Below are 12,725 nucleotides of genomic sequence, written 5' to 3' on the forward strand. Positions count from 1 at the left end.
TAAATAAATATAATTCAATGAAAATATTTTTAAATAAAGGAGAAAATATGAAAAAATATGTTTTAAGTTTAGCACTTCTTGGAAGTTTGCTTGGTGCAAGTGAATTAAAATATCAAGAATTTGATAATTTTAAAAATCCTGAAAGTATTTTTGTAGATAAAAACTATGTTTATGTATCTAATGTAGGAGAGAAATTTGAACCTTTGGCGAAAGATAATGATGGATTTATTTCTAAGCTTGATAAAAATGGCAAAGTACTAGAATATAAATTTTTAACCCATCTTAATGCACCAAAAGGTATGATGGAAATTGGCAAAACTCTTTATGTAGTAGATATCGATGTTTTACGCGGTTTTGATCTTAAAACTAAAAAAGAAATTTTTAATTTGCCTATCAAAGGTGCAATCTTTTTAAATGACATAGAAAAATTAGATGACAATACGCTTTTGGTTAGCGATACTGGCACAGGGCTTATTTTAAAAGTTAATTTAAAAACTAAGCAATATGATGAACTTTTAAAACTTGATTTAGAAAAATTTGGTGGTCCAAATGGATTGTATCTTGATAAGAAAGAACATAAACTTTTTATAGCTGGATATCATCCTAATGGTACAAGTGGTGGTGTTGTGTTAAGCTATGACTTAAATAAAAAGGAGCTTAATATAATCAGAAATGAAAAAGAATCTTATGATGGAATAGTTCCTTATAAAGATGGTTTATTGGTAAGCTCTTGGGGTAATAATCTAAATGGACTTGTTTATGACTTAGAAAATGGTAAAGTCACAAAACTTGATCTTCCTTCTATGAAAGGTCCTGCAGATATATTTATTGAAAATAATATTTTATGGATTCCTAAGATGGTAGAAGGTAAAATACTTAAAGTGGAACTCTAAAATTAAGGCTTTTATGACTTTTTTTAAAAAAGTTTTTTGGATTAATGTTGCTATTGTTATTATTATAGCTTTTAATCTTAGAGCCCCAATTACTGCAGTGGGGCCTATAATTGATACTATTAAAAATGAGTATTATTTAAATTCAACCTTAGCAGGAGTGCTTACAAGTCTTCCTTTGATAGCTTTTGGAAGTATTTCTTTTGTTGTAGGTTGTTTTTCTCCTATTCGTGCTATTATTTTTGGAATTTTTTTGATTTTTATAGGTGAAATTGTTCGTTCTTATTTAGGTACATATGGTTTATTTTTAGGAATGTTAGCAATGGGTTGTGGCATAGCAATTGCTAATGTTTTACTTCCTAGTTTTATTAAAGAAAAATTTCCTAAAAAAATAGCAAGTATGATGGGAGTTTATAGTCTTATTTTAAGTCTTTCTTCGATACTAGGTATTGCTTTGGCTATACCTTTGCTTAGTATGTTTAAATTAGCAGGTGCTATGTTTTTCTGGGCTATTTTTTCTTTTGTAGCTTTAGTAGTTTACTATCCTCAAGCTAAAAATGGTAGATTTTTTCGTGCTAAGAAAAAGAACTCTAAAAAAATTAATCTTTTTGCAAATTTAACAACTTGGAAAATTACTCTTTTTATGGGATTTCAAAGTTTTTTGGCTTATTCTTTATTTTTTTGGTATGTTCAAATTGTTATGGAAAAAGGTTTTGATAAAGAATTTGCTACAAATATGGTTTTATTTGCTCAACTTGTTGCAGCTCCAGTGTCTCTTTTTGGCCCTTTACTTTTAGGAAGATTAAAGCAAAATTTACATACTTTTTACATAGCAGGTTTGTGCAGTATGTATGTGATCGCTTTTGGTATGCTCTTTATTTTTGATAGTAAAGCTTCTATTATCATCAGTGCTTTTGTCATGGGTTTTCCATGGGGTGGAGTTTTTGGTATTGCGTTGCTTTTTATTGCACAAAAAAGTTCTAATACTCAAGTAGCAGCAAAACTTTCTGCTTTAGCTCAGGGTTTTGGATATTTAATCGCAGCACAAGGACAATGGATCATAGGTTTTTTGCATGATATATTTAAAAATTTTTCACTTGCTATTTTAATGTTGATTTTTGTTGGAATTTTAGTAAATATCTTTGGATATTTATCTTATAAAAGTCAAATTATCAAATAAAGCTTTTTGGATTAGCATATCTGCACCATTTTTTTGGGTTATATTTTGCAATCTTGTAGAAATATTTTCTAGATTTAGTTTTAATATAGCTTTGAAAAATTCATCAAGTTTGATGGAATCTTGCATAAAAATTTGACATAAAGCTTGATCTTGTAAAAATTTGGCATTAAAGTATTGATGATTTTTAGTTGCATAAGGATAAGGGATGAAAATAGTAGGTAAGGTATTAGCACAAAGCTCAAAAAGAGTGCTTGCACCTGCTCTTGATATAGCTAGATCTGCATTTTTCATTTTTTCTTCCAAATTTGAACTAAAGTCAAAAATATCAGCCTGAATATTTAAATTTTGATAATGTTTTTTACACTTTTCAAAATCACTTTTTCCGCATTGATGAATGATTTTAATACCTTGTTTTTCAAGCTTTGGTGCTAGGTTTAAAGCTAGATCATTGATAAATTGAGCTCCTTGTGATCCTCCTAGAAAAATAATATTTTTTAATTCTTTACGGATTCTTGAGTTATTAAAAAATTTATCTGCTACAGGATAAGGGATAAATTCTTTTTCAAAAGCACTAAAAAATTTTGTAGCAAAAGGTTTTAAAAGCATATTTAAAGAGCCACTTTTTGAATTTTGTTCATGTATAAAAAGGGGTAATCGCGAGAATAAAGCTGCAAAGGATGCTGGAGCTGCACTATATCCACCTACACTAAAAATAGCTTTGATTTGATATTTTTTAAAAATTTCTTTACAATCTTTAGAAAGTTTTAAAATATGAAATAAAGAGTTGATTTTATTAAATTTGCTTTGATTAACTACTCCTTTGGAATTCAGGAAAAATTTTGCCTTAAAGCGTATTTCATTTTCAAACCAAGCTTTATCTTGACCGTTTTGACTACCTATATATATACAATTTATATTTTTTTTAATCGCACTTTCTAGTAAGCAACGCACTATAGCTAAATGTCCACCAGTTCCACCACCTGTTAAAGCTATTGTCATAATTTAACCTTTTTTGAAATCATTAAAACATATCCTATGCCTATGCAAATTGCCCACATTGAACTTCCTCCATAACTTAAAAGTGGGACAGCTACACCTTTTAGTGGGGTAAGAGAAATAATACCAAAAGCATTCATAAAAAAGGAAAAAAGTAAGAGCAAAGCTATACCTGAGCAAAAAATAAAATCTTGTTTAGCTTCGCATCTTCCTGCAATCCTAAAAATTCTTAAAATCATCCAAAGATAAATAAAGCAAATAATTCCAAGACCTAAGAGTCCTATTTCTTCAGTAATTCCTGAAAGAACAAAATCAGTATGCACTTCGCTTAAAAAGCCTAGTTTAAAAGTTCCAAGTCCTAGACCTTCACCAAACATTCCTCCATGAGCTATAGCATTTAAAGAGTGTGAAATTTGATAAGGCTCGTTATTGCTACTTACTCTTAAAGCATTTGCTAGCCAATTAGGAAGCATGGGTAAAAAAGCATCTTGTATATTTCCCCACCAAGAAGCTATTCTTTGAATTCTTCTTTGATTGCTAAAAATTACCATTATACCTATCATCATAATGATTAAAGTTCCAAAAGCAAAAAGCCTTTTACTAGCTCCTGCAAAAAAAGCTAATGCTAGAATCAAAAAGAAAGAAATTACGCTTTGTCCTAAGTCGTTTTGAGTGATATAAATATATCCTATAACTATAGAAGCTAAAATACAATAAGGCAAAAGAATTAAAGCTTCATGTTTAATTGCTTTTTTGCTATCATCAATACGCCTTGTATAGCTCCATGCTAAAAAATAAATCAGTCCTATTTTGAAAAATTCCACAGGAGAGATAGAGAGTGGACCTAAGCGTATCCAGCGTTTAGCTCCCCCGCTAGCTGTTGCTAATGCAGAAGGTAAAAATGGCAAAATGATGATAAAGATAAAAGAAATAATCAAAATAGCTAAAATAATTTTTTTAGAAAGTGCTTTATCGGGATCTAATCGAGAAATAAAAAACATTATAAGTATGCCGCTAATTCCAAAAAAAAGCTGACGAATAAAAAAATGAAACTCGCTATAGTCAAGAAAAAGAACAGTAAAAGCTGTAAGAGAGTATGAAAATACTATTCCTATGGTGATTAAAATACAACTTAAATAAAATAATCTTTTATCAGCAACCATTAAATTATAACTTTTCTTTCTTTAGAATCAAAATTTAAAAAAGTTTTATTATAACTAAAATAAATTAAATTTTTTGCTAAGTTTTTGTAAGGAAAATTTGCTAAAATTAACAATAAAAATACAATAAAAAGGCAAATTATGAATCAAATCCATAAAATTCTTATAGCAAATAGAGCTGAAATAGCTGTTCGTGTGATCCGTGCTTGTAGAGATTTGCATATTAAAAGCGTCGCAGTTTTTACAGAGCCTGATCGTGAATGTTTGCATGTAAAAATCGCAGATGAGGCTTATCGCATAGGAACGGATGCGATAAGGGGTTATTTGGATGTTGCTCGTATTGTTGAGATTGCTAAAGCTTGTGGTGCTGATGCAATTCATCCTGGATATGGATTTTTAAGTGAAAATTATGAATTTGCCAAGGCTTGTGAAGATGCTGGAATTATTTTTATAGGTCCAAAATCTGAAATAATTTACAAAATGGGAAATAAAAATATTGCCCGTAAACTAATGGCTGAAAATGGTATACCTATTGTTCCAGGGACTGAAAAATTAAATTCCTATAGCATGGAAGAAATTAAAATTTTTGCTGAGAAAATAGGTTATCCTGTTATTTTGAAAGCTTCAGGCGGTGGTGGCGGACGCGGAATTCGCGTTGCTCATAAAGAGCAAGATCTTGAAAATGCTTTTGAATCTTGCAAAAGAGAAGCTTTAACATACTTTCATAATGATGAAGTATTTATGGAAAAATATATAGTTAATCCTCGTCATATAGAATTTCAAATTTTAGGAGATAACTACGGAAATATTATCCATCTTTGTGAAAGGGATTGTTCTATCCAAAGAAGACATCAAAAGGTAATTGAGATAGCACCTTGTCCTGGAATTTCGGATAATCTTAGAAAAACCATGGGTGTTACAGCTGTGGCAGCTGCTAAGGCTGTAGGTTATACAAATGCTGGAACTATAGAGTTTTTGCTTGATGATTATAATCGCTTTTATTTTATGGAAATGAATACAAGAATTCAAGTTGAGCATCCAATTACTGAAGAAATTACAGGTATTGATCTTATTGTAAGACAAATTCGAATTGCAGCTGGAGAAATTTTGGACTTAGAACAAAGCGATATTAAACCTAGGGGTTTTGCTATTGAAGCTAGAATTACTGCTGAAAATGTATGGAAAAATTTTATTCCAAGTCCTGGAAAAATAGGAGAATACTACCCAGCTCTTGGACCATCTGTTAGGGTTGATAGTCATATTTATAAAGACTATACTGTGCCACCTTATTATGATTCCATGCTTGCAAAGCTTATTATTAAAGCAACAAGTTATGATTTAGCTGTTAATAAACTTGAGCGTGCTTTGAAGGAATTTGTGATTGATGATATTAGAACAACGATACCATTTTTAATCGCCATTACAAAAACAAGAGAATTTAGAAGAGGGTATTTAGACACCTCTTTCATAGAAACACATATGCAAGAATTATTAGAAAAAACAGAAGATCGTCATCAAGAAAATAAAGAAGAAGTTATAGCTGTAATAGCTGCTACGCTTAAAAAAATACGAGAAAGTAGAGAATAATAGATGGATTTTTTAGATAGTCTTAAAAGTATTAAAAAAGAAATGCAAGCTAACACCAATACTCCAAAATTAGCGAAGAAATCAAGCAAGAGTGGTGCAAGTGTAAAAAATTTAGAAAAACTAGCTAAAGATATTTGCGAAAAAAATCAAGAAACAAACATAGATAAGGAAATGCAAGAAATTTTCTTAAAGCAAGAAAAACTACAGGATGAATTTTCCGAATTTATCAAAAATGCAGATATTAAGAAAATTTAATGCTTGAGATTGGTTTTTGTACTCTTGAAGATCAGTGTCCTTACTTAAAAGATAAACGCTCAAGAATAGAGTATAAATACATTGAAAATTGCCCTAAAGAAATCAATAATGAGCTAATAAAACGAGGTTGGCGTCGTTTTGGTAGGTATTTTTCACGCCCTATTTGTAAAGATTGTGATGAATGTTTAAGTCTTAGAATTTTAGTTAATGAATATAATTTTTCAAGAAGTGAAAGAAGGGTTATAAATAAAAATATTAATACCAAAGTTATACTTAGAACACCCAATTTAAGCAATGAACATTTGTTTTTATATGATAAATACCATCGTTTTATGGAAGAAAAAAAGAACTGGAAGCGTTATGATTTAAGCTTTAAACAGTATTATAATCTTTATGTCGATGGTTTTATGAATTTTGGATATGAGCTTGCATTTTATATAGAAGATAAGCTTGTTTGTGTTGATTTGATTGATATTTTAGAGGATGGAATTTCAAGTATTTATTGTTTTTATGATCCTGATTTTTCATATTTTTCTTTGGGTAAATTTTCTTTGCTCAATGAAATACAAATAGCTAAAAAAATGAACTTAGATTATATTTATCTTGGGTATTTTGTAAAAAAGTGTCAATCTTTATCTTATAAAGCCGATTATACACCCAATGAAATTTTAAAAGGCGCTAAAGAGCTTTTTGAAAATGAGGTTTTATGGGAGAAATAGATGCAAATCGTGCAAACTTTAGAAACTATCAATGTTAATACAGATGATATTAACGTATTTCAGTATTTTAAAGACCTGATTACCAAAAATTTCACAAAAGTCATAGGACGAAAAAATAAAATTTTTTCTTTTTTTGAAGAAAATGAAATTCCACAGCGTCGTTATTTCTTAAAAGTTTTAGATCAAAAATATCGCAAAAGCACAAATGAAAGTATAGAGAATTTACAAGATGCTCATTTTAAAACTTTTAGATTAAATTTTGAGCAAAATAATATGCTTAAACCTATGTTGTTTATCAAGATTGATTTTGCTGCGGGTAGAATTTTGATGAAGTTAAGCTCTAATGAAAAATTATTTGTTACTTATATAAGAAATTATTTTCAAGATCATAATATAGAATATAATGAAATGACAAATATTCTAATTTTAGAATATAAAAATGAGAATACTCTTGAACTTTTCGAAGCTTTTGCAGATGAGAGCGAGCATTTAAAATATTGCGTGAATTTTGAAGTTGATCGTGAAGAGTATAAAAAATTTCGCCAAAATATTCACAATAAAGAAAATATGAAATGGAAATTTAATGCTTTGGCTAAGCTTTTTAGTAATTATTTTAATACTTTAGAATGCACTCCGCAAAATGATTTTAGTGAAGTCAGACAAAAATATTTGATTTTGGTAAAACTTTATCATCCTGATTTTCATCAAGGAAAAAGTGCAATAGAAAAAGCTTACGCAAGAGAGCAGTTTGAAAAAATACAAATCGCTTATGATAATTTAAAAGCACTTTATAAGAATAATACTTAAAAAATTAGATTAATCATTTTGGTTAATTTAATTTTTCTCTCTCATAAATTTTTCTTAATTTACTATCTAGTTTAAAACAAAATTTAAAAAGTGCAGGTACTACGAGTAAGGTAAGCATAGTCGAACTTATAAGTCCAAAGATAATGGCTATTGCCATAGGAGAATTGGCTTCATAGCCCGCACCCCTTGAAACAGCAAGCGGGAGCATAGCAAAAATCATAGCAAAAGTTGTCATTAGTATTGCTCTAAAGCGTAACTTTCCAGCGATTAAAAGAGCTTTATCAGGATCTAAACCTTCATGGCATTTTTTATTAGCTACATCTACGAGTAAAATAGCATTTTTCCCTACCATACCAAAAAGTAAGATGATGGCAATAAGTACAAAAAGCGAAAAATTATGCCCTGTGATAAAAAGCCCTATAGAAGCTCCGCCAAAGGCTAAAGGCATGGTTATCATGATGATTAAAGGCAGAATAAAACTTTCATAAAGTGCAGCTAAAACAAGATAAATTAAAACAAAAGCAAGCACTACTGCCATAGCAAAACCTTGCACGGTTTCACCTAAAAGATTGATAAAGCCTGAAAAAGCATAGCTAAGATTTGTATTGTTATTTAAAATTTTATCCATATTATCTAGTAAAAGTTTTTGCACCGCTCCTAAGGAAAGATCATTCACTCCAGCTGTGATTTTCACAGAGCGGTTTTTATTGTAACGATTGATGGTTTTTAAATTTTTGCTGTATATAAAATCCACCACGCTTGAAAGTTCTAAATTTACACCTTGATTGTTTTTAATACTAATGCGTTTTAAAGCTTCTATGTCTTTTTTAAATTGCGGAGCAAAACTTAGGATAATATCATCTTTTGAATTGCCTCTATCCATACTTCCTACACTAAGTTGCGAAAAAGAATACCCTAAAACCCTAGCGATATATTCAGGATTAACATCTAAAAGTTTGGCTTTTTCTTTGTTAATGTGTAAGGCTACTTCATCTTTTGTAGCATTAGCATTATCACTTATATCTACAATGCGTGCATTAGTGCCTAAAATTTCTTTTGTCCGAGAAGCAGCTTCTTTTAGTGTGTTTAAATCATCTCCTAAGATTAAAAATTGCACTGGATCATCAATACCCGCACCCTCTATCTTTGGAAGTTCTAAAATCTTGATTTTTAAACTTTCATCTTGAAATTTTTGACGATACAGGCTTACTATGGCACTTTGTCTTAAATTTCTTTCGTCTAAATTTTTAAGTTTAACATAAATTTTAGCCTTTGTAGCATCTTTGGCATCATCATAGCCTACAAGTAAAAAAGCATATTTGACATTGCTATCATTTTTGATTTTTTCAAGCAAATTTAAACTTTTTTCTTTCATGGCTTCTAAACTTAAATCCTTTTTGCTTTCAAGCAAAACTTGAATTTCGCTATCATCTTCCATAGGTAAAAAATCAAGTCCTATACGAGTAGCTAAAGCAAAAGAAAGTCCTACAAAAACAAGGGTAGCTAGGATAAATTTTGCTTTATTTTGTAAAATTTTATAAAGTAAATTTTCGTACTTTTGCTCTATTTTTTCAAAAAAAGCTTCTGTTTTTTCATAAAACTTGCTTTCTTTTGGATTTAAAAATCTTGCCCCAACACTAGGTATCAAAAATACAGAAACCAAAAAGCTTATAACTATCCCACTTGCAACGCTTATGCCTAAGGCATTGAAAAAAAGCCCTGGTATAGAGTTCATATAAGAAATAGGGATAAAAACACAAAGTAAAACTATACTGATACTTAAAACACTAAAACCTATTTCATTGATACCTAAAAAAGCAGCTTGTAAAGGCGGGTAAGTTTTTAGTTTTTTAGCAATATTTTCAATCACTACTATAGCATCATCGATAAAAATTCCTATGCTTAAGGTTAAAGCTATGAAAGTTAAGCGGTTTAAATCGTAGCCTAAAAGATCAATAATAAAAAAAGTTGAAATGATGGAAGTAGGTATAGCTATGCAAGCAATGAGAGTTGCACTTAAATTTCTTAAAAATAAAAACACGATAACAAGGGTTAGAAAAATCCCCAAAACCATATCAAAAATCACTTGAGAAAGGTGCTTGTGGATATTTAAGCTTTTATCGTAAAGTACATTAATGCTTATGTCTTTTGGAATTTGTTTTTCTAAAATAGGCAAGGCATTTTTGATATTTTTAATCATTTTAAGGGTATTATAATTTGTGATTTTTCCGAGTTCTAAAAGCACCCCTTCTTTACCTTCGTATAAAGCACTTTGTTTTTCATCTTCATAAAGGCTTGAAATATTAGCAATATCGCTTAAAAATACTCCTGCTTTTATGCGAAGATTACTAAGTTCTTCTAAATTTATGGCTTCAAAATAGCCTTTGATGATATAATTATCTTGATTGTTGTTAAGTTCGCCTAGGGCTTGTTTGAAATTTTGACTTTTGATAATATTTGCTACATCAAGAGCGTTAAGATTGTATTTCCTAAGTTCGTTTGGTTTTAATTCTATGCGAATTTGGGGTTCTAAAAACCCTTTAGCTTCGATTTTACCTACTCCTTCAACTCTTTGCAAAAAAGGTTTTATTTTATCATCGATTTCACGCATGAGTTGTAATTTATCTTTAGAATATAAAAAAAGCGAAATAGCAGAACCAGAATCTGAACTGATTTTTTCAATTTCGGGCTTAGAAGGTAGGCTTAAAGTTCCTATTTTATCACGCACATCATTGGCAGCTACTTCAAGATTTTTGCCCAGTTTAAACTCGACTACACTCACGCTAAAATTATCATATGCAGTTGAGGTTATAGTCTTTACTCCATCGATTTCACTTAGAGCATTTTCTATTTCTTTGGTGACTTTTGATTCTACGAAATTTAAATCCCCATTTACCTTGCTTGTGATTTTTATAAGAGGTATGGAAACATTAGGAAATAAATTTACACTCATACTAAAAGCAGAGATTAGCCCAAAAATCATAAGAGCCAAGAAAAACATTAGCACGGTAATAGGTCGGTTTATAGCTAGTTTAAACATTTTTAATCTTTAGTGATGATCCTACCTTCGCCAAAAAGTCCCGGTGTTAGATTTGTACTTTGCACTTCAGCATAAATTTTTCTTGTTTTTACTTCTATACTTGGATAAATAAGGCTGATTTTTCCTTTAAATTCTGTACCATTTTGATCGATTTTATAAAAGAAATCATCACCTAGTTTAACTTTATCTTTGTATTTTTCATCAAAGCTTAAAATCAGTTTGCTTTGTGGATAGGAAAAAATTTCTATTAAAGGTTGAGCTACTCCTCCTACTCCTTCACCCACTTGTACAAATTTGTTTGCGATAATAGCATCATAAGGTGCGTGCAATTCTTTTTTTGCCATGATATTTTTATAATAAGCTATATTGATTTTTGCTTTGATTAAATTTAAGTTGGCTGCTTCAAATTTAGCTTTCATATCTTCATAGCTTTGTTTGTCTATAACATTTTCTACGGCTTTAATTTTTTGCATTTTGCTTTTGGTATTTTCGTATTCTATAAGAGCAAGTTGATAAGAATTTTGGGCATTTTGAAGAGCTATTTTTTCACTTTCTTGATCAAGAGCAAGTAAAAGTTCTCCTTTGTTGACTTTTTGCCCAATTTCTACAGGAATTTTTTGAACTAAACCTATGCTTTCAAGGGCAAGTTTGCTTTGTTTTGATGCTTCTACATTGAAGCTTGCATAAATTTCTTCGCCAAAGGCGCAATTAAAAGCAAGAAGTAAAAATAGAATTTTTTTCATTCTTTAACCTTTGAATTAAGATCTATACCCGCATTAAAATAATAATTTGCTTTAGTAATTTCAAATTCATTTTTAGCAAGCTCTAAATCACTTTGTGCTTTAAATTTGGCCTCTAAAGCTTGAAGATATTCCACATAAGAAACAAGTCCTGCTTGGTATTTTTTATCTACACTTTCAAAAGCCAAATTTGCAGCATTTAAGCTAAGATTAAGAGCTGAAATTTGTTCTTGTAAAACTTTTAAACTTTTGTCTAAATAATTTAATTCTTCTTTATTTTTTCTCTCACTAAATCTTGTGTTTGCATTGGCTATTTGAACGTTTAAACGCTCTTTTTCAACTTCTTTAGCCCTTGTGTTAAAATCAAAAATTTTCCATTCCATACCTAAAATAAACTGATTACCTTGAGAATATTTTTCTAAGAATTGATCTGCTAAGTTTACAAAAGGAGCTGGAACCTTTGGATTATAATTGTTTTTATAAAAGTTAAAATTATCTTGAATATAAATTTTTGGAAAATATTCAGCTTTTGCTAAATTTACTCTTTCTTTAGCAAGATTGATTTGTTCTTTAGCTATCATTACTTCATAGTTTTTATTTTTTTCTTGTTGCGGATTTTCTAAAAAAGCATTCCCTTGCACTTTAAAATCTGTATCACTTAAAATTTTAATTTCTTTTTGTATATTAGCAAGCTTTAATTCATTTTGACTGAGCTCTAATAAGCTTAAATGGTATTTAGCTTTAATGCTTTCAAGTTCATCTTTAGGACTAAGTCCTGCATCGTAAAATTTTTGCAATCTTTCAAAAGTTGATTTTAAAAAAGCTATTTTTTGTTGATTGGCTAGTAAAATTTTTTCAAGACTTAAGGTGTTAAAATAAAGTGTGATTGCATTTAGGGCAAGGTAATTTTTATTTTGTTCTTTGTCTAAAAGGCTTAATTTTTCTCTGCTTTCTAAAGCTCTTAAGTTGGCTTCTCTAGCACCTCCATCAAAAAGTAAAAAATTAAGAGAGACTCTAGCAAATAAACTTTCTTGTGGATCGATAATGAAGCGATCTTTATTGTTGGCTACATAAGCTGAGTTTAGACTAAGAGAGGGTAGGTAATTTCTAAAAGCTTGTTCTTTGTCCAAATTTGCTTGTTTGTTTTGCATTTGCTTAATGAGATAGGATTCATTATTTTGACTTAGCACTATAAATTCGTGCAAATTAGAAGCTAACATTGCTAAGGGATAAAGAGCTAAAAATATAGCTGATTTTAAATATTTTTCAAACATTCGATATTTTAATATGCTTTATATAAATTTCAATTGAAGTTTTTTATATAAAATAAAATTTATTTGTTTTAAACATA

The 12,725-nt window shown here is 29.7% G+C and carries 11 protein-coding genes; 6 read left to right on the top strand and 5 right to left on the bottom strand.

What is annotated here, in order from left to right; genetic code table 11:
- The first annotated feature begins 47 nt into the window (after window positions 1-47).
- Together ACOTU8_RS01540 and ACOTU8_RS01545 are read left to right on the top strand one after the other, a co-directional pair.
- Window positions 48-893: a YncE family protein gene (locus tag ACOTU8_RS01540; RefSeq protein ID WP_422341489.1), complete on the top strand. Its 846-nt coding sequence runs from the start codon at window positions 48-50 to the stop codon at window positions 891-893.
- Window positions 894-906: 13 nt separating this feature from the next.
- Window positions 907-2,070 carry an MFS transporter gene (locus tag ACOTU8_RS01545; RefSeq protein ID WP_422341490.1) on the top strand — a complete coding sequence of 388 codons (1,164 nt, stop codon included), beginning with the start codon at window positions 907-909 and terminating at the stop codon, window positions 2,068-2,070.
- Here the strand turns inward: ACOTU8_RS01545 and murG are convergent.
- Together murG and ftsW are read right to left on the bottom strand one after the other, a co-directional pair.
- Window positions 2,041-3,069: an undecaprenyldiphospho-muramoylpentapeptide beta-N-acetylglucosaminyltransferase gene (gene murG / locus ACOTU8_RS01550; protein WP_422341491.1), complete on the bottom strand. Its 1,029-nt coding sequence runs from the start codon at window positions 3,067-3,069 to the stop codon at window positions 2,041-2,043. The genes ACOTU8_RS01545 and murG overlap by 30 nt on opposite strands.
- Window positions 3,066-4,229 (bottom strand): putative lipid II flippase FtsW, encoded by a 1,164-nt coding sequence (gene ftsW / locus ACOTU8_RS01555; RefSeq protein WP_422341492.1) that lies wholly within the window; start codon window positions 4,227-4,229, stop codon window positions 3,066-3,068. The genes murG and ftsW overlap by 4 nt, the downstream gene beginning before the upstream one ends.
- A 138-nt stretch (window positions 4,230-4,367) precedes the next feature.
- On the opposite strand from ftsW, the gene pycA reads away from it, so the two are divergent.
- Genes pycA through ACOTU8_RS01575 form a run of 4 tightly spaced genes read left to right on the top strand, consistent with a single transcriptional unit; the run spans window position 4,368 to window position 7,594 of the window.
- Complete coding sequence (pycA, locus tag ACOTU8_RS01560; protein ID WP_422341493.1) at window positions 4,368-5,813, top strand: acetyl-CoA carboxylase subunit A; 1,446 nt, start codon at window positions 4,368-4,370, stop codon at window positions 5,811-5,813.
- Window positions 5,814-5,816: 3 nt separating this feature from the next.
- The gene (locus ACOTU8_RS01565; protein WP_317676732.1) at window positions 5,817-6,068 is read left to right on the top strand and encodes a hypothetical protein; all 252 of its coding nucleotides are present in this window, start codon (window positions 5,817-5,819) and stop codon (window positions 6,066-6,068) included.
- Window positions 6,068-6,787, top strand: a complete 720-nt coding sequence (gene ate / locus ACOTU8_RS01570) for an arginyltransferase (RefSeq protein WP_088303538.1) — start codon at window positions 6,068-6,070, stop codon at window positions 6,785-6,787. The genes ACOTU8_RS01565 and ate overlap by 1 nt, the downstream gene beginning before the upstream one ends.
- Window positions 6,788-7,594 (top strand): adenylosuccinate lyase, encoded by an 807-nt coding sequence (locus tag ACOTU8_RS01575; protein WP_422341494.1) that lies wholly within the window; start codon window positions 6,788-6,790, stop codon window positions 7,592-7,594. It begins immediately after the preceding gene.
- Window positions 7,595-7,616: 22 nt separating this feature from the next.
- On the opposite strand, the gene cmeF is transcribed toward ACOTU8_RS01575, so the two are convergent.
- Genes cmeF through cmeD form a run of 3 tightly spaced genes read right to left on the bottom strand, consistent with a single transcriptional unit; the run spans window position 7,617 to window position 12,648 of the window.
- Complete coding sequence (gene cmeF, locus ACOTU8_RS01580) at window positions 7,617-10,634, bottom strand: multidrug efflux RND transporter permease subunit CmeF (protein WP_422341495.1); 3,018 nt, start codon at window positions 10,632-10,634, stop codon at window positions 7,617-7,619.
- Window positions 10,635-10,636: 2 nt separating this feature from the next.
- The gene (gene cmeE / locus ACOTU8_RS01585) at window positions 10,637-11,377 is read right to left on the bottom strand and encodes a multidrug efflux RND transporter periplasmic adaptor subunit CmeE (protein WP_422341496.1); all 741 of its coding nucleotides are present in this window, start codon (window positions 11,375-11,377) and stop codon (window positions 10,637-10,639) included.
- On the bottom strand, window positions 11,374-12,648 hold the full coding sequence (cmeD, locus tag ACOTU8_RS01590; RefSeq protein ID WP_422341497.1) for a multidrug efflux RND transporter outer membrane subunit CmeD: 1,275 nt from the start codon (window positions 12,646-12,648) through the stop codon (window positions 11,374-11,376). The genes cmeE and cmeD overlap by 4 nt, the downstream gene beginning before the upstream one ends.
- Window positions 12,649-12,725 lie beyond the last annotated feature (77 nt).

It is taken from the genome of Campylobacter jejuni (assembly GCF_049221745.1).
Classification (GTDB): Bacteria; Campylobacterota; Campylobacteria; order Campylobacterales; family Campylobacteraceae; genus Campylobacter_D; species Campylobacter_D jejuni_E.